Source organism: Chitinophaga pendula (assembly GCF_020386615.1).
In the GTDB taxonomy this organism is placed as follows: domain Bacteria; phylum Bacteroidota; class Bacteroidia; order Chitinophagales; family Chitinophagaceae; genus Chitinophaga; species Chitinophaga pendula.
This window is the reverse complement of record NZ_CP077769.1, coordinates 588,857-607,303: the sequence shown is the minus strand read 5'-3', so window position 1 is coordinate 607,303 and position 18,447 is coordinate 588,857. Positions and strand designations below refer to the sequence as shown.

16 protein-coding genes are annotated in these 18,447 nt (G+C 46.8%); 6 read left to right on the top strand and 10 right to left on the bottom strand.

Annotated elements, in window-relative coordinates; genetic code table 11:
- Window positions 1–11: 11 nt before the first annotated feature.
- Window positions 12–749: a glycosyltransferase family 2 protein gene (locus KTO58_RS02420; protein WP_095840912.1), complete on the bottom strand. Its 738-nt coding sequence runs from the start codon at window positions 747–749 to the stop codon at window positions 12–14.
- A gap of 313 nt (window positions 750–1,062) precedes the next feature.
- Between KTO58_RS02420 and KTO58_RS02415 the strand changes: the two genes are divergently transcribed.
- Window positions 1,063–2,292, top strand: a complete 1,230-nt coding sequence (locus tag KTO58_RS02415; RefSeq protein ID WP_157753232.1) for a hypothetical protein — start codon at window positions 1,063–1,065, stop codon at window positions 2,290–2,292.
- 65 nt (window positions 2,293–2,357) lie between these two features.
- Here the strand turns inward: KTO58_RS02415 and KTO58_RS02410 are convergent, their stop codons facing one another.
- On the bottom strand, window positions 2,358–3,020 hold the full coding sequence (locus KTO58_RS02410) for a YdeI/OmpD-associated family protein (RefSeq protein ID WP_157753234.1): 663 nt from the start codon (window positions 3,018–3,020) through the stop codon (window positions 2,358–2,360).
- A 131-nt stretch (window positions 3,021–3,151) separates the two neighbouring features.
- Between KTO58_RS02410 and KTO58_RS02405 the strand changes: the two genes are divergently transcribed.
- Window positions 3,152–4,096, top strand: a complete 945-nt coding sequence (locus KTO58_RS02405; protein WP_095840915.1) for a hydrogen peroxide-inducible genes activator — start codon at window positions 3,152–3,154, stop codon at window positions 4,094–4,096.
- 17 nt (window positions 4,097–4,113) lie between these two features.
- On the opposite strand, the gene KTO58_RS02400 is transcribed toward KTO58_RS02405, so the two are convergent.
- From KTO58_RS02400 to prmA, 5 genes are all read right to left on the bottom strand, one after another.
- Window positions 4,114–5,346 carry a RagB/SusD family nutrient uptake outer membrane protein gene (locus KTO58_RS02400; protein WP_157753236.1) on the bottom strand — a complete coding sequence of 411 codons (1,233 nt, stop codon included), beginning with the start codon at window positions 5,344–5,346 and terminating at the stop codon, window positions 4,114–4,116.
- A 12-nt stretch (window positions 5,347–5,358) separates the two neighbouring features.
- Window positions 5,359–8,214, bottom strand: a complete 2,856-nt coding sequence (locus tag KTO58_RS02395; protein WP_198315048.1) for a TonB-dependent receptor domain-containing protein — start codon at window positions 8,212–8,214, stop codon at window positions 5,359–5,361.
- Between the two features lie 187 nt (window positions 8,215–8,401).
- Window positions 8,402–9,205, bottom strand: a complete 804-nt coding sequence (locus KTO58_RS02390; protein WP_095840918.1) for a M48 family metallopeptidase — start codon at window positions 9,203–9,205, stop codon at window positions 8,402–8,404.
- 289 nt (window positions 9,206–9,494) lie between these two features.
- Window positions 9,495–10,142 (bottom strand): glycerol-3-phosphate 1-O-acyltransferase PlsY, encoded by a 648-nt coding sequence (gene plsY, locus KTO58_RS02385; RefSeq protein WP_095840919.1) that lies wholly within the window; start codon window positions 10,140–10,142, stop codon window positions 9,495–9,497.
- 124 nt (window positions 10,143–10,266) lie between these two features.
- Complete coding sequence (gene prmA, locus KTO58_RS02380) at window positions 10,267–11,085, bottom strand: 50S ribosomal protein L11 methyltransferase (RefSeq protein ID WP_157753238.1); 819 nt, start codon at window positions 11,083–11,085, stop codon at window positions 10,267–10,269.
- Between the two features lie 126 nt (window positions 11,086–11,211).
- Here prmA and KTO58_RS02375 point away from each other — a divergent pair, with 126 nt between their 5' ends.
- Together KTO58_RS02375 and KTO58_RS02370 are read left to right on the top strand one after the other, a co-directional pair.
- A complete protein-coding gene (locus tag KTO58_RS02375; RefSeq protein WP_157753240.1) occupies window positions 11,212–11,418 on the top strand; it encodes a hypothetical protein in 207 nt (68 codons plus the stop codon).
- Between the two features lie 65 nt (window positions 11,419–11,483).
- The gene (locus KTO58_RS02370) at window positions 11,484–12,062 is read left to right on the top strand and encodes a hypothetical protein (protein ID WP_095840921.1); all 579 of its coding nucleotides are present in this window, start codon (window positions 11,484–11,486) and stop codon (window positions 12,060–12,062) included.
- Between the two features lie 437 nt (window positions 12,063–12,499).
- Here the strand turns inward: KTO58_RS02370 and KTO58_RS02365 are convergent, their stop codons facing one another.
- The 3 genes from KTO58_RS02365 to KTO58_RS02355 all read right to left on the bottom strand — a co-directional run bounded on the left by KTO58_RS02365 (window position 12,500) and on the right by KTO58_RS02355 (window position 16,182).
- The gene (locus tag KTO58_RS02365) at window positions 12,500–14,821 is read right to left on the bottom strand and encodes a polyribonucleotide nucleotidyltransferase (protein WP_095840922.1); all 2,322 of its coding nucleotides are present in this window, start codon (window positions 14,819–14,821) and stop codon (window positions 12,500–12,502) included.
- Between the two features lie 86 nt (window positions 14,822–14,907).
- Window positions 14,908–15,180, bottom strand: a complete 273-nt coding sequence (gene rpsO / locus KTO58_RS02360; RefSeq protein WP_095840923.1) for a 30S ribosomal protein S15 — start codon at window positions 15,178–15,180, stop codon at window positions 14,908–14,910.
- A 306-nt stretch (window positions 15,181–15,486) separates the two neighbouring features.
- On the bottom strand, window positions 15,487–16,182 hold the full coding sequence (locus KTO58_RS02355) for a cell division ATP-binding protein FtsE (RefSeq protein WP_225860018.1): 696 nt from the start codon (window positions 16,180–16,182) through the stop codon (window positions 15,487–15,489).
- Window positions 16,183–16,397: 215 nt separating this feature from the next.
- On the opposite strand from KTO58_RS02355, the gene KTO58_RS02350 reads away from it, so the two are divergent.
- Both KTO58_RS02350 and KTO58_RS02345 read left to right on the top strand, forming a co-directional pair.
- A complete protein-coding gene (locus KTO58_RS02350) occupies window positions 16,398–16,760 on the top strand; it encodes a BlaI/MecI/CopY family transcriptional regulator (protein ID WP_095841743.1) in 363 nt (120 codons plus the stop codon).
- A gap of 6 nt (window positions 16,761–16,766) precedes the next feature.
- Window positions 16,767–18,440 (top strand): M56 family metallopeptidase, encoded by a 1,674-nt coding sequence (locus KTO58_RS02345; RefSeq protein WP_095840924.1) that lies wholly within the window; start codon window positions 16,767–16,769, stop codon window positions 18,438–18,440.
- Window positions 18,441–18,447 lie beyond the last annotated feature (7 nt).

The window sequence follows — 18,447 nt, the reverse complement described above, 5'->3', positions numbered from 1 at the left end:
CTGCTTTTGTATCAATAAATCTTCGATTTGATCAACCCCCATTTATGCAGGCGGTGCTGAAAACATACCCGCAATATACCTAACCCATAGGTAACACTACGGCTAAAATTGATACTGGATGCTTCTTTGAAATATTTGGTAGGACAGGTGATCTCCCCTACTTCGTAATTCTTCATGAATATCTGAGACATCATTTCATTGTCGAATACGAAATCATCGCTGTTCGCCATGTAGTTGATGTTACGCAGTACCTCGGAGGAGAAAGCGCGGTAACCGCTATGATATTCACTCATCTTTTCATTCAGGAATACATTCTGCGTGAAGGTGAGCGCACGGTTGAAAAAATATTTATACTTGGGCATCCCACCTTTAAGGGCTCCCTTACCAAGGATACGGGAGGCCATCATCACCGGGTATACATCATTGGCAATCACACTACACATCGCTGTAATGAGCATCGGGGTATACTGATAATCCGGATGCAACATAATCACGATGTCCGCATTCAGCTCCAGGGCTTTGTTATAACAAGACTTTTGGTTGCCGCCATATCCTTTGTTGTTGTCGTGGCGGATAATATGTTTAATACCCAGCGCTTTCCCCACAACGATGGTATCATCTTTACTGGCATCGTCCACCAATACGATATCATCCACGATATCCATGGGGATCTCCCTGAATGTCTTTTCGAGTGTGAGCGCTGCATTGTAAGCCGGTAATACTACCACTATCTTTTTACTATTCAACATGAAAAGGGACAATTTGGCGCAAAGGTAAGATACACAGGCAGAATACAAAATAAATATCATGTGTGGGTCTGGAAGCATCTCCCATCCCTGATCAGTTGTTAGGAATTTGTCAGCAATGCTTTTAAGCATTATAAATTATTATCTTTGTGGCTTGAAAATTTTGGCATCATATTTTCGCAATGTTTTGTTAAATAAAAAAGTTTATAACCGCATGCTGAATAGCCCATTGGTAAACCAGTCCTGCAAACATTTTGGGGTAGCTAACGGAGTTGCATCACCGTTAGCCGGCAATTTCGCCGGAAAAACAGCGACAATGAACATTAAAATGATAAAACGTCTATCTCTTCTGTTCTTATTAGCCATCGGTACTTTGACCGTTCGTGCCCAGGACCCTGAATTGAGGTCTAATCCCACTATTAAAAATCCCGGGGATACCACCATCAAAAAAATATTGGATGAACTGCAACGGGTAACAGATAGTGATAAACAAAACTACAATGCCATCCAGGCATTACTGCAGGGACGGGAAATTGACAACCGTTCAAAATATGAATTGATCAAAAACAATATCATCAATGCCAGCGAAACTTATTACCTGCTGAATAAAAAGATCATTGACCTGAAGTCCCGTACGACTTCCAATAACCTGGACGTATTCATTACCTCGTTGAACAACCCGGAAAGTAAGGAACTGGGATTTTCTCTCAGTGACCGTATTGTGGAATTGGTGGAAAAAGTAGTACTAAAGGGTAAATCTGACAAGAATGAACGTAATAACAAGATCGTTGAATCTACCAAGTCCATCATCAATAGCCCTATCTTCAAAAGTTTCACCTCACTGACCCCTCCCCTCGCGATTGCCAGCTCTGTGATGAACTTCCTGCACAGTGTAAGCCAGAACAACAAGGCTATTAACCAGAAGACTTTGCAGGACTTTGAAAAAGAACTGAATAAATACGTGATCTACTATACCTCACTGAACGATGCCAATCAGAAATTCGAATTCGGACTGAACTTCAACAAGGATCAGCTGACATTACTGCAGGATAATATGTACGATCACTTGTTGTTCACCGCGTCAGCGCTGAAGTTCCAACAACCTCAACGTGGTAATAAGTCTATTGCAGAGACACTGAACGACTTCTTCTTCGACTTTAAAAAGGAAAAAGTGGTAGATTATTTCAATGTGCTGGAGACCAAATACGCCAAAGGCAAACGGATCGATTATGAACTGTTACTACAGGAAAATCCTAACCTGAAAGAAGTAAATAATCAGCTGGAAGACCTGATCCTGCAAACCAAACGTTTTGAGAACCTGTACAACGAATACTTCACCTTGTTGGATTCTTACTATTCCAAAGTGAATAGTTCTCTCAAGATCGCGCAGGACAATGGACTGGCGGAAAAAAGCCTGATAGAGGCTAAACAGGGAGAATTCCGTCAGCTGAAAAATGAAGCAGTAAATGAGATACAGGCATCTATCAATATACGGGAACTTTACAATAACACCGATAAGATCAAATATCGCTACCGTATCTTCTAGGTAGTAGCTATCAAAGTTATACACATCAGAGACCGGGAGTCGTCACATATACGGCCCCGGTCTTTTTATTGCGCTGCCGGATTCTTTTTACCGGCTATTAGTTTGTTGACGGTATCTGCTAGCCGGCGGGTCCGGGTTTGTTCTTTTTTTGCATTTTCGATCCAAGCGATGTATTCTTTTTGATTGGTAAAGGACAGTGTTTTGAAGTAATCAGCCGCTGCGGGGACCTTGTCCAGTAGAGACTGCAGGTCCGCCGGTGGTGTTACGATACGCCGTTCAAAATCTACACCGGGAATGACCACCGGTGTGGTCTGTGAAAAGGACCGGGTACGATCCTTGATGGCAGTTACAGGCCGGTACCGTACCGCCGACCAGGTATCATCAATGGCTACCAGCGTGACCGGCTCATACCCGGCTGTTGCGAGCGGCTCCCAGCCATGATCCCGGTTGAGATCGGATTTGATACCCGAAGTCCCCTTGGGATAGGCGATCCAGCATTTGGCATCCGCCGCCAGCCGGGGCAGGATACCAGGGATCGCTGCTGCCAGTACTTGACTATCCGAGGCAAATAGCAACACGTAAGTCAGTATCGTATCTTTACTACGTGGTAGCTGTTCTTGCAGGGATGTTCCCTGCAGGCGATCTCTTACGGACGGGGGCAGATGCAGACAATAAACCGGCAACGCACCGTCCTTAAATTGTAATTTCCTGGCTAATACGGCATCCATAACAGGTGATTTGATCGCCATTAAGTTAATATTTTTTAAAATGACCGCTATGCATTCACATTCACTCCATTTATTACTCCATCTGATCATATAGATTTTCTCAATAGCATAATAGCTCGTAATTTTGGAATATGACTACAGTTCAATTAGAATACGTTGTAGCGGTAGACACCTACAGAAGTTTTGTGATCGCAGCGGAGAAATGTTTTGTGACCCAGCCTACGCTGAGCATGCAGATACAGAAGCTGGAGGATGAATTAGGTATCAAAATATTTGACCGCAGTAAACTACCGGTCGTACCTACAGAGATAGGTGCAGCGGTAATTGCACAGGCCCGGGTGATCCTGAAAGAAAGTGCCCGCATCAAAGAAGTAATTGCCGGACATAAAAAAGAGATACAAGGCAACCTGAAAGTGGGTATTATCCCAACACTAGCGCCCTATCTCCTGCCGCGTATACTGACAGGTTTCATGAAAAAGTATCCTAAGGTAAAACTGGAAATATGGGAATACCCCACCGAACAGATCATCCAGCAGTTGAAACAGGAACTACTGGATTGTGGTATCCTGGCGACTCCGCTGAATAATCAACACTTGGAAGAGCACCCGCTGTTCTATGAATCCTTCGTGGTATATGCTGCCAAAAGCAATCCGTTGTCTGAGAAAAAGGTGGTGAAACCGGAAGACCTGGATGTACGGGAAGTATGGCTGCTCAACGAAGGACACTGTATGCGTAACCAGGTATTGAATATCTGCAAGGATAAATTCACCATGGGAGAATATAAAAACCTGGAATATAATACCGGTAGCGTGGAAACATTAAAACGGATGGTAGACCTGAATGAGGGCTATACCATATTACCGGAACTCTCCCTCCAGGATCTTTCCACTCGTCAGATGAATATGGTACGGTATTTTAAATCGCCGGAACCTGTCAGGGAGATCAGCCTGGTCACTCATCGTTATTTCATTAAACAGGCACTTATCGAAGCCTTCAAAAAGGAGATCCTGCGACACGTGCCCGAGAAAATGAAGGTACTGAAACACCGTAATGTTGTGGATATTGAAGTGGCGTAACCAATCAGTATCTCTTTTTATTTTTCGACGTCAGTGATACCGATCCATTTCCAGGTAAGTTTCGTAAATCCTGGCTGTATATCACCGTCTATATTCATACGGCGCAGATCTATGTACCGTTCTCCTCTCCAGGAAAGATATACTCTTCTGAGGGCGATTATATCCGTTATCGTCAGGACGGTACCGGGAGCAAATCCGGAAGCTCCGCTGGTATCATAGGTCCTGATCACTTCGTTGGCTAAGGCAGTGGCATCCCCATCCATGACATGACGAACGATCAATTCGGCACGGATCAGTTTCACTTCAGCATCATCGACAATGATCACCGGATCCCGCTCTTTATAGGTCGCCAGGTACCAGTGCCCTTTGGGGGATTTCTCCAGCTGGTTCCTTTTACGAGCCGCCTCCGTGGTCAGTGCCGCCTTAAAAGCAGGGTCTACAGCTGCGTCACGCGCATCTTTGCCAAGCGTTGCGAACAAAGGATTCAGTGCAGGACCCACAGCATAGGTAAAACTGAAAGACTCTACCCCAGTGAGCGCATTTTCTACTGCCTGGCGCGCCTGCTGGAATTGCTGCGTATGTATACCTAACTTGGCTAACATCGCCTGCGTCATTTTTTGCTGAGTGACATCGCCGAGTAACAAAGCGGCTTCCCAATACTGACGGGCTTTCTTGTAGGTTTCTTCTCTGGCTACCAGCTGTCGGTTGACATATACAGAGGGGTCCTGCGGACTTACGCCGAAATAGTCGCCCAGCAACATCCAGGCATACCCAGCATGGAAATTACCCCAGAAGGCCGCCTGCCGGCGAATCAGCATATGCTCCGTTCCTCCGTCCCAGGCTACCTGCGGAAGCAGCGTCAGTATCTCTTCTGCACGAGCCCGGTAATGCTGCGTGTTACTCCACAGACCAAACAGGGATGTATTATCCCGGCTCAGTTTATTTTCATCGATCTCCTTATACAACGGGCTATTCGGCACAGCAGTGCTGGTGATCTCGTCAGCGATAGCACCACCGGCAAGTATTAAGGCAGTGGCACTACTGGCACCAGCCTGCCATACACCGGCAATAAGCGGACCGGCTACATATTTATTCTGTTGTACACTACCGAACATACCCGGTCTTGAGAGGTCGTTCTCCGATACAGTATTACCAGGTTTAACAGCTTCGTTCACCCAGCTGTCACAACTGCTGAACAAAAGTGCAACAGCGGAAAGAGAAAGTATATATCTACGAAAAATGCTGATCATGTTAACTAAGTTTTAGAATCCAATATTGGTGGTGAAGGCAAATGTACGCGGAGCAGGCACGGCTGTCCAATCAGCAGACAGATAACTGATACCACGTACCCGTTTGCTACCTCCTTGTGAATCGACCTGGGGTTCCGCACCAGGGTAGTTGGTGGTCAGCCAAAGATTGTTGCCGGACAGCGAGAATTGTACCCGCTGTAATTTTCCTTTGGTAATCCTGCGGGCGATATCGCTGGCATCATAGGTGATGTTAACATTACTAAGCCGGATGAAATCGGCCTTGTTATGGAAATTACCCCGATAAGATTCATAATTGGCCAGTGCCGCCGCCGTAGCGACATATTCTTTGGTACCTGGTATATACGCCTGCAGCTGCTGCTTTAATGTCTCTTTGGCTGCCAGGTTGTTGCCTTGTGCCGCCACATTACGGAAGGCGATATTGTACACAGTAGCTCCCTGAGAATAGGTGAACATACTTTGTATGTTGAAGTGACGGAACAACTGCATCCTGAAGCCGAAAGAACCATAGTAATCCGGATTAGGTTTACCCAGGTAATGACTGCTGCTTTCTGCAGCACCAATGTATTTGCCGGTGGCGTCGAATAGAGGGCCTGTAGAGGTGGTATTATAGAAGGCAAAGGCAGGATCTCCTTCCCGGATAACGTTGGTCAGGTTCACGATCTCTCTGCCACCGGTATTGATCACCTTATTCTTTTGCTGGTTGAACGAAGCAAAGAGGTCAATACTGTTCCGCTGGTCCCTGCTGGTGAATACCCGGCTATTGAGAGACACTTCCCATCCGCTTCCTCTGATAAGGCCTATATTCTCCGGATAATCTCCGCTGAGGCTGGAAGGCCAGCCGTCGGAAGGGGTAAGCGTGGTATATACGATCGCATCGCTGGTTTGCTGATTGTACCAAGTAACACTCAGTTGTTGTTTTTTAAAGGTGAAGTCAGTACCCAGCTCTATTTCGCGGGTACGTTCAGGACGTATGTCCGGGTTACCTTTACGATCGGGTACCAATGCCGGGCCGTAAGGCGTGGTAGCTGTCTTATAAGCAGTCACGGCATCGTTAGGATAAGGCAGGCGCCCAGATTCACCATAGGCAGCACGCAGCTTCCATGCCTCGACCTTGTTATGCAGGAAGGCCGCCTTTTCCAAGTTGTAAGCCACACTTACGGAAGGGTAATAAATACTGGCTACATTACGGCCGATGAGATTGGATACATCCCGGCGCAAGCCGGCATTAACGTACAGCAAGTCCTTGAAATGAAGAAAAGCTTCTCCGTAAATACCATGTGTACGTTTTTCAAAATCTTCTTCCGTCACACTGGTGATCTCTGTAGCGCCACCAATATTACTGATACCATCCGTAGCAAACTTGCGGGCGGTAACCGTTTGCACTTTTTCATAGGCCCGTGTCTGTTGAGATAATACGGACAGGTCAAGCCCCCAGTCTGCCGTCAGCCGGAAACTCCTGGCAATCTTGAAGTCCCAGTTGCTATTCTGATTACTCCGGTTACTGGTTGTTTTATTACCAGTATTAGCGCCATCCAGGAGATAACCATAAGGTACGTAATATAAGCCATCCACCTGGTTCTGGTCCATACCGTAGTTGAAAGAGAGTTTTACATCGCCTGGTAACAGGTAGCTCAGCTGCAGATTACCAGTAAACCGCCGGTTGTCATACTTCCGTTCTATTGCAAACCAGGTGTCTTTGTTGACCAGCGACCAGGGTGTAGTGCTAAGCATCAGGTTCCAGATCGCATCGTTCTTACCGGAAGCACTTTGTGGGATATGTAAAGTACCCTGCACATAATTCAGGTTAACACTGGCTTTGAAACGGTCTTTGCTAAAGTCGTATCCCGTACGGAAGCTGTAACGGCTTTCGTTGTTACCCGGTACATGTCCCTGATTATTATTGCTGTTTACACTCAGGTACAGGCTGTTACTGGCGTCAAAGCGAGCATTAAGTCCTGCATACAGGTTATGACTGATTCCCGTGCGGAAGAAATCGTTAATATCCTTATTGTTGATGAACTGGTCATATTTCCGCGCCAGCTGTGTTACTCCCAGGCTGTATTTGGCAGTACCGCTCACCCCTTTCTGCTGCTGAAGTCCTTTTTTTGTTTTGATGACGATCACCCCATTTGCGGCTTCAGCGCCATATGACGCAGCTGCAGAAGGGCCTTTGATGATATCAATGGAGGCGATATCGTCCATCGCCAGGTCATTGAGAGCGCTCATCGCCTCCTGGGAGGAGTTAATATCGCTGATATTTGAATTACTATACCTCACACCATCTATAAAGACCAGGGGATCTCTTTCCATGCTGAGTGTAGCACCGGAACGTACATTGAAGCGTATCGGCATCCCTGTTTTACCATTGGTATTGTAGACCTGTACACCTGTTACGCGGCCATTGATGATATCTGCCAGGGAAGAAGGCCGCTGGTTGGTAATGGCATCATCTGCCTGAATACTTTCGACGTTGCTGCCGATGGTGCGTTTACTGCGGGAGCTGGCAAGGCTGGCCGTGATGACAGCCGCGTCTAGCTGTACGCCTTTTCTCAGGGAGATGACGGCACCTTCCTTCCACTGTTGTAAGGATAGGAGCTGTTGTTCATAGCCTATCATACGTACAATGATACTTTCATGCCTGTCGGCTGATAAGGTGAAGTGCCCCTGTTGATCGGTCTGAGTGCCGGTATTGGGTCTTTCTTTTACCTGTATAGCCACAAAAGGGATCGGTTGACCACTGAGGGCGTCCGTGACACGTCCGCGGATCTGTTGAGCTACAGCAGCGCTGGTACAAAATAAACAGATCAGGCAGCACAGGCTGCTGATGATTCTCCTGGTTACAATCATAATTCGCATTTGATGGAATGGTAGGGCAATCCGGATAGCAACAGTTGTAAAAAAATTCGGATCGCAAAGGTAGGATAGATGAGTTCGACGGAGTAATCGAAAGCGGAAAAAGATTGTGCAGATCAGGAAAATAAAAAGACCGCAGGGATAAGCTGCGGTCTGTATAAGTTATTTAGCTGGATGACAGTTATTTTATCGGTGTGTAGTATTTCATGGCTTCCGGCATCAGTTGCTGCAGCTGACTGATACGACGCTGATCGCTGGGGTGTGTACTGAGCAGTTCCGGGGGCTTATTGCCACCGCCGGCTTTAGCCATACGTTCCCAGAAGGGAACGGACTCCTGAGGATTATAACCCGCCATGGCCATGAAAATCAATCCCAGGTGATCGGCTTCCAGTTCGTTCTGACGGGAATAGGCCATCAGTCCGAGTGGGCCACCTACGTTAAAAGCCTGCATGAACAGGTTTTGGGCCTGCGGGTTACGGTTTAATGCGACAGCGCCCGCCACCTGTATACCTTGTGCAACTAATCCCTGACTCATACGTTCGTTACCATGTCTGGCGATTGCGTGGGCTATTTCATGGCCCATTACGCAGGCAAGTGCGGTTTCATTCTGGGTAACGGGCAGTAGGCCGCTATACACGACCACTTTTCCTCCCGGCATACACCAGGCATTTACCTCCTTACTGTTCACCAGGTTGAACTCCCATTTGTAGTTAGCAACCTGGTTACCCATGTTATTATTGTTCATATAGCGTGTAACAGCGGCAGCGATGCGCTGGCCAGCCCGTTTGACCATATCAGCATCCTTACTTACGGTAGGAGAAACTGCATGATTCTGGGATAAGAAGGATTGATATTCCTGCAGGGCCATCTGCTGGATGGTGCTTTCCGGAATAAGATTAAGCTGGCTACGGCCGGTGATAGGTACACGCGTGCAAGACGCCAGGAATCCCAGGCCAGCAGCAAAAAAAAGTACGGTGTTTTTCATGGGTGAAATCAATTTGTTTGATAGCGCTCTATCAGCCGGTAAAATGTTTGGTTCTCTCATACGCCCAGGGTGCCTTTCTTAAGGCAAAGTTAGTGACAGCCAGTTAATAGAGCGCGTGAAATTATTGTAGCGTTCTTCTGTTTGTTACTACCCATACTAATAGTATAACAAATACAGTTGATAAAAAGTTAAATCTGCCAGTTTAAAGCAATCGCTGTGCCAAATACACGATGCTTGCCACTTTGAAGAAGTAGGTCAGGTAAGTAGTACGTAAATGGGAATGGTAAAATTATTTACGACGGAAAGGCTTTCTGTTTTTAAACAGGGGCACTTTGCTTTCATTACCTTTCAGCAGGCGGGTAATGTTCTTTTGGTGGGTTAATACCACCATGAGCGCTACGGCGATGGCAAAGATGCGATAAAAGACTTCGGGCTCGTTAAAGATATACAGGATGAGAATTGGAAATGCAATACTGGCGATAATAGAGCTGAGCGACACATAACGCGTCAGGAATAATATCATCAGAAACACCCCTACACAGCAGAGGGCTACCAGCGGCTGTATAGCTAATGCCAGACCAAACAGGGTAGCAATCCCTTTACCTCCGCGGAAACCTGCCCAGATCGGGAAGATATGTCCTACAACGGCGGCCAGCCCCAGCCCTATCTGGAAATTTACCAATTGGGTAAGATGTTCAGGGTTCTGATAATACGGTAACAAGTAGGAAAGGCGAACAGCCAATATTCCTTTGATCATGTCTACCATCATTACAAAGGTGCCGGCTTTTGGACCCAGTACCCGGAAAGTATTGGTAGCACCGGCATTGCCGCTGCCATACTCCCGGATGTCCATACCGAATACACCCTTACTTACCCACACAGCGGTGGGTATAGATCCTATCAGGTAGGCACAGAAAAGGAATAATAATTCTATCATCACAACAAGTTAGGAATGCTAAGATAACAAATTCTACGTTAATATTACGCGAAATTATCCAGAATCTTTTCGGCAAAAAATAGAAAATCAACCTATTTCATATAGCGATTATTAATCTCTATTGTTATCGTGCTATTAATTTAAGGGCGAGCCAATTATCTTTTTCTGCTTTACCGGTCATTTCCAGCCCCTGTTTGCCAGCAGCCTCCAGGATGGTCGCTTCGTCGGTTGTCAGTATTCCGCTCAGTAGCAGGATGCCCCCCGGATGTAACAAGCGACGCATATCGGCCATGAAAGTCAGGAGTATGTTGCGGTTGATATTCGCTAATATAAGGTCATAGGTGCCCTCTATTTCAGACAGGCTGTCTGCCCGCCATATGCTAATATGAGCGGCCTCATTGATCACGATATTCTCCTGTGTATTTTCAACGGCCCATTCGTCATTATCGATGGCATCGATATGAGCGGCACCCATTTTTTCTGCCAGGATGGCTAGTATACCTGTTCCGGTACCGAAATCGAACACCTTTTTGCCTCTGAAATCAAGTTCGCTCATGAGGCGTATCATAGAAGAGGTAGTTGCATGGTGGCCGGTGCCGAATGACATTTTAGGGGTAATAATGATCTCGTGGGTAAGTGCGGTGATAAAGGGGGGATGAAAGCCAGCCCGGATACCACAGAAATCATCTACCAATACTGGTTCAAAGTTACTTTCCCAAACAGCATTCCAGTTCTGTTGCGCGATCCTTTCCGCTGCATAGGTAAGAGCATGTGGCTGGAGCACTTCTTTCAAACTTGTTTCGTCAAAATCTTCTTCCGGAATGTACGCGATAAGGGCAGCAGGCTGTTCTTCAAACCCTTCAAATCCCAACGTAGACAGCTGGGCGATCAATATATCGGTCAGTTCTTGCGGGCACGCAATTGTAATAGCAAAATGAGACATAGGCCGCAAAGATAAAGATGTTCCGGTTAACCTCGAATTAACACCTTTTACCTTATTTTTTGCGTCCTTTAGTACAGAGATCGTGTGCACCTTCCCTTTTATAGTTAATGTCGTAAAACCCGTCTTATGTACAACCATGTTACTTCTTCCCCACTCCCGCCTGCAACTGGCGCAGCAGCAGGTATCACAGCCATAGATTATGACCCACTACTGCAATTCCTGCGGGCAGTGCGTGCAATGTACCAGGAGCAAGATTTTGGCCGTCGCCCGGGCGTACAACGCGCAGATGGCCGTATCTACTACCCTACGATCCGGGTAGTGCCGGCATGTTAGCGGGAATTACTTTTTATATATGAAGATAACATACTATATTAGCATATATAAAAAATACTATATCTATGAAAAAACTACTGTTCCTGCTCATGGGCTGCCTGGCTGGCCTGTGTGTATCTGCACAGACTGTCATCAAACCTTTCCCTTTTGAAGCTGCTACTGACTCTATCATTTATCAGAATGAACATTGCCGGCTGGTGATCAACCGGGATGATCTGCAGGAATATTTCACCCGGCTGGATACTGCGTTGAAGAACAATTGTTATAGTAATAAACAATTCCATTGCATACAATTTGGCCGTTTGTCGCCGGCAGAGGTACAGTCGCATTATGAAATGGCGGCTGCTTACCTGGCGGATCCTTCGCATCAACATTTACAATATAGTACGGATAAGTTCACGCTTTTCTGGACAACCAGCGAGGGTATCCTACTTCCTTACATTGAGGAAGTGCTTTCGCAGTTATTATCGGACGGTGTTGTCCGGGTGGTGGAAAAAAGTAACAAGGCTACTGCACAGCAGTACCTGCTTCATTTTGAGGATATCGACGGGCAGGTATATAAGTTATTTAAACTGCCTAACGGGAAGGAGATCTTCCGGGAGAGTGCTTTTTTCGTAGAGCAGTTTGCGCATACGAAAAGTTGATCCATTCGCCTACTATTCCATTCACATACGTGTAGATTACAAAAATAGCCTGTATCAGTTGATCAGGCTTTTTTGTTATTTATAGTAAAGTGGTCCGGAGATACGTCGCCGGATGATATGCTGGTTCTATGATGGTTGGATGGGTTGTTATTGCCGGGTGAGGGAGGTCGTCGGATAGTTATGTTTGACAAGGCTACAGTAAACAGATCGCGCATAAGCCGAGTTTCCGTTTAAAGAATAGCGAATACATTTTCACGACGTGGAACTACAGGTCATTAAGATCAATCATTATGAAAATAGCTTTTATATTCCAATGTCGTATAAAAAATGTTAGGAGTGGTGGTCAGGGTATGATAAGTGGACCTGGAGGGGATTAAAATAACAACAGCTGCCCTTGGGAGGCAGCTGTCATCGTTTATTGAAAATTGGTTTGACGACTATTCATCAAAGGTGGGATTATCTGGTTGTGTTGATGGGCGAGGGCCACGATCGCCGCCTCTGTCATCACGACGGGGGCCACGGTCTCCTCCTCTGTCATCGCGGCGAGGGCCACGATCACCACCTCTGTCATCGCGACGAGGGCCACGATCACCTCTGTCACCACGATCTCCACGCTCTTCTCTTTCCGGTTTTTCCACATAACCTTCCGGTTTAGGCATCAGGGCTCTGCGGCTGAGTTTGAACTTACCGGTCTTTGGATCGGTACCGGTGAGTTTTACTTTTACCTTTTCGCCTTCTGTGAGTACGCCTTCCATTGTTTCGAGGCGTTTCCAGGAGATTTCGGAAATATGGAGCAAGCCTTGTTTTCCAGGCATGAATTCTACGAATGCACCGTATGGCATCACGGATTTAACAGTAGACTCGTATACTTCACCTACTTCGGGGATAGCAACGATACCTTTGATCCAGGTTAATGCTTTTTCCAGGCCTTCCCGCTGAGCGGAGAAGATGCTTACTTCACCGGTTTCGCCTACTTCTTCAATATTAATGGTAGTACCGGTTTCGCGTTGGATTTCCTGAATGACTTTACCACCGGGTCCGATCACCGCACCGATATATTCGCGGTCGATGATTATTTTCTCCATACGAGGCGCGTGTGGTTTAGGTTCCGGACGGGCAGCAGGTACAGCAGTGTACATGGCATCCAGGATATGCAGGCGACCACGCAGTGCTTGTTCAAGTGCCTGGCGCATTACATCCATGCTGAGGCCATCTACTTTGATATCCATCTGGATACCGCAGATACCTTCGCGGGTACCGGTTACCTTGAAGTCCATGTCTCCCAGGTGATCTTCATCGCCGAGGATATCGGTCAGTACAGCCCATTTACCATCTGAAGCGCGGGAGATCAAGCCCATCGCCACACCGGAAACGTGTTTCGGGAGGGGTACACCTGCGTCCATCAAAGCCAAGGAGCCGGCACAAACAGTTGCCATGGAAGAGGAACCATTTGATTCGAGTATATCAGACACTACGCGAACAGTATAGGCGTAATCGCTACCCGGCATCATTTGTTTGAGGGAGCGCATGGCCAGGTTACCGTGTCCTACTTCGCGACGGCCAGGGCCACGCATTGGTTTCACCTCACCGGTAGAGAAGGGAGGGAAATTATAGTGAAGGATAAATTTATTGTAGTTGGAAGTAGCCGCACTTTCGATGAGCAGTTCATCATCCGGTGTACCCAATGTTACGGTGGTGAGGGATTGTGTTTCACCACGGGTAAACAGGGCGGAGCCATGCGGCGAAGGCAGGATATCTGTCTCCATCGCCAGCGGGCGCACCTGATCAAGGGCGCGGCCATCCAGGCGGATAGACTCGTCGAGGATCATGTTACGCACTACTTCTTTTTCCAGGGAATGGAAGTATTCGCGTACAAGCGGAGCATCTTCTTCCGGCAGTTCACCGAGATGTTCTACCAGTTCTTCACTGATCTTGGCGAAAGCATCACCACGATCATGTTTGGCAGAAGCTGCTTTAGCTACCTGGTAGATTTTATCTTGTGCAAAAGCGATCACTTTTGCTTTGAGTTCGTCATTCTGGTGAGGTTTGGTATATTCCCGTTTACCGATTACGCCTTTCAGGTCGCGCAGTTCTTCCTGGGCTTTTACCTGTGCGCGGATGGCGGCATGAGCGATCTCTATCGCTTTGATCATATCTTCTTCGCTACACTCTTTACTTTCCCCTTCCACCATCATGATATTTTTCTCGGTAGCGCCGATGATGAAGTCCATATCAGCTTTAGCGAGGTCAGTACGGCCGGGGTTGATCACGTAATTACCATCAATACGGGCGACCCTTACCTCGGAAATGATCTCCTGGATGGGAACGTCAGAAACGGCCAGTGCGGCAGATGCAGCGAGACAGGCAAGCGCATCCGGCATTACTTCAGGGTCAGAAGATATGAGGGTTACCAATACCTGTACTTCGCAGAAATAATCGTCAGGGAACAAAGGGCGGAGCGCGCGGTCGATCAGGCGGGAAATCAACACTTCATAGTCAGAGAGACGGCCTTCGCGTTTAAAAAAAGAGCCGGGAATACGTCCGGCAGATGCAAATTTTTCCTGGTAGTCTACGGTAAGGGGGAAGAAAGACTGTCCTGGTTTGGGCTCCTTGTTTGCTACTACGGTAGCCAACAGGATACAATTGCCCAGACGTACCGTTACGGCACCATCGGCCTGGCGGGCTAACTTACCAGTTTCAATGGTTACGATCCGGCCATCTCCTATATCGAATTTAACGGAAATAGGTGTCAGATTCATAAAAAAGTGAAGGTTAAAAAGGTATACATAAAAAAACTATTCCCAACCTTTTTAAGTTGGGAATAGCGCTATAAAATAAGTCACAATTACTTTCTGATACCTAGTTTCTCGATCAGTGCACGATAGCCAGAGAGGTTAGTTTTAGACAGGTAAGAGAGCAAACGCTTTCTCTGACCTACCATCTTCATTAAGCCACGGTGAGTGGAGAAATCCTTTTTGTTTTCCTTCAGGTGACCGGAAATGCTGTTGATACGCTCTGTGAGCAGTGCAATTTGCCCTTCAACAGAACCTGTATTTTTTTCGCTTCCGCCAAATTCCTTAAAAATATTGGCTTTCTTTTCAACAGTTAAGTAAGACATCTTAATAAATGAAATGTAATAAAATGATAAAGTTTCGTCGCTATTTTTCCGGTGCAAAGGTAAGGTAATTTGAGAAATAATACAATTTTAATGTATTACACCTACCCTTCCTCACTACGACACCAATCATATAGTGAAATAGGCTAAATAATAACGCATTAACAACTTGTACTTTCCGTCACGTGAATTACAATTTGTCACGTCTCTACCTCCACAGGGGTCAGCTTGCAACTCAGGCCGACGTTCCTGTTATCCTACCGTTTAAGCAGCGCAAAGGTAGCACAATAAATTGATTTATACGGGGGATTATGCAAAGTTTACGGCGGCGTTATCCACTACCTGTCCGTTTTCTGTACGCAATACCCGGGAAGGGAATTTTTGCAGCACGATATAATCATGGGTAGCCATTACGATGGTCGTGCCGTCTTCCCGGCAGATACGGAACAACAGCTGCATGATACCATCGGAGGTTTCCGGATCGAGGTTACCGGTCGGCTCATCAGCCAGGATCAGCTTAGGGGAGTTAAGCATAGCGCGGGCGATATCAATACGTTGCTGTTCGCCACCACTCAGTTCATAAGGCATTTTAAATCCTTTGGTACCCAGACCTACCTTGTCGAGCACATCGGTTATTTTGTCTTCCATTTGTTTATTATCGGTCCAGCCAGTGGCTTTGAGTGCAAACTTCAGGTTATCATGCACATTCCGGTCTGTCAGCAACTGGAAATCCTGGAATACTACTCCCAGGTTACGACGCAAATACGGTACCTTTTTCCAGTCCATCTTCTTCAGATCAAATCCAACTACCTGACCGGCTCCTTCGCGCAACGGCAGATCACCATACAATGTTTTCAACAAACTGGACTTGCCGGTACCCGTCTTTCCAATGAGGTACACAAATTCTCCCCTGTTCACTGTGATATTCACATCAGACAATATCAGTGAATTACCCTGGTATATATTCACATTAGATAATTGTATAGTGGGTTGCTCTGCCATCATGTCCTTCTAAGTTATACGTTTAATATCAACAAAATAACTAAATATACGCGACCCTGCAAAGAAATACCCCGCCCCTCCGTCTGCTATCCCTTATTTTACACCTCCGCGGGAAACTAAAAACGTAGTTGCCAAACTAAAGGAATAGGTATACATTTGAGATACTGCCATTGATGCAGTATCACCAACATTCTACCTTGCCGCTAATCGTCAGTAATATGAAAACACTCACCAAAGCAGAAGAACAGATCATGCAGGTATTATGGAAGCTGGGGCCTTCATTTGTAAAAGAGATCATTGATGAAATGCCTGCTCCCAAACCGCATTACAATACCATCTCTACCCTGATCAAAATATTGGTGGAAAAAGGGTTTGTGGATTTTAAGGCTTATGGTAAGTCTCACCAGTATTTTGCGCTGATCACCAAAGACACTTATAGCAGTAAGACCATGAAACATTTTGTCAAAGGCTACTTTGAAGGTTCTTTCAGTAATATGGTTTCCTTTTTTGTAAAGGAGAAAGATATCAGTGTATCTGAGCTAGAGAAGCTGGTACAACAGATCAAGCAAGCAAAAAAATAAAAGTCTATGGGAGCGCTGCCGGTTTATTTGATGAAGGTCATACTGTGTTCGGGCATTTTATATGCCTATTACCTGTTAGCCCTGCGAAATAACCGTTTTCATCAGTGGAACCGCTATTACCTGCTTATGGCCACCCTGGTATCGTTACTGGTGCCATTGTTAGCCATCCCGTTACCGCGGCTCTCAACGGCAGAAGCTCCCCGAGTGATCGCTTACACCTCTCATATCATCACGTTGCGGGAACAGCTGTTGCCACGGCGCGTGCCGGCTATCACCTATCACCAGGTCATCTTGCTGATATACTGCCTCGTCTTGATAGTCTTGCTTTTCCGGATAGCTAAAGCCGCCTGGAAGATCGGGCGGCTGATCCGATATAATCCTGGTAATTATATTCCGCCCTTTTATTTTATTCGCAGCGAGGAGGTTTCTGCGCCTTTTTCCTTTTTCAATTATATCTTCTGGGATACGGTTACCGTACCGGAAAGCGAGCACGGGCAACAGATATTGCGACATGAGCTGGTACATGTAAAAGACCGGCACAGCATCGACAAGCTATTGCTGGAGATTGTCAGTGCTGTTTGCTGGATCAATCCGTTCTTCCACTTTTACCGCCGGGAGTTGGGTATCATACATGAGTTTATTGCTGACCATAAAGCTGCCGGCGGGCAGCACGCCGAATATGCCGATGCCATATTACAAATGGCATTAGGCAGCACTACTTCTTTTACACTGGTCAATCCCTTTTTCCATCATCCGCTAAAGCGCAGGATATGGATGCTGACCTCGCTGCATACTCCTCGTTTCAGTTACCTCCGGCGCATTATGGTATTGCCATTGACTGTGCTGATTTTTAGCTCGCTGGCGTTTGTGGCAGAGCAGCCGTTGCAAGGTCTGAAGGCTTCTTTGTCCATACCAGATACAATCGCTATGCAACTGCCGGCCATGCGAAGCAGCGTGCTGTCTACGCGGACATCTGCCACCAATACTCCTGCTAGGACTGTTGCTGCGGATAAGGTCTATTATTTTGTGGAAGAAGCCCCTGCTTTCCCCGGTGGAGAAAGTGCGCTGGGTAGTTATTTGGGTAAACATATCCGTTATCCCCGGGCTGCGCAGAAAGCAGGTATTTCGGGTACGGTATTTATCCAGTTTGTCATCGACGAACAGGGCGCCGTCACACAGGTAAGAGCGGTCGGCAAGCACCATGGCGGTGGCCTGGAAGAAGAAGCTGTCAGGATCGTAAGCGCTATGCCTAAATGGGCGCCGGGGCGACAGGATGGGAAGGCAGTAAGCGTACAGTTCAATCTCCCGATACGGTTCACCATGCAGGAAAATACACCTGCTCCGGCGGTGCCAGAAGCGGAAGAAGTGTTTACGTTTGTAGAGCAGCCACCCGCTTTCCCTGGTGGAGAAAAAGCGTTATCGGACTTCCTGTATAAACATCTTCGCTACCCGAAAGCTGCCAACCAGCAACAGATAAGCGGGACCATATTTATACAAATGCAGATCAATAATGACGGGTCCATCAGTCATATCAAAACGATGGGGCCTGTTAAGGGATTTGGCCTGGAAGAAGAGGCCATCAGGGTTATCGAAGCCATGCCTGCCTGGATACCCGGCAAGAAAGATGGACATAACGTCGCCGTTCAGTTCAATTTGCCGATCCGTTTTACGCTACAGTAGGAGCTAT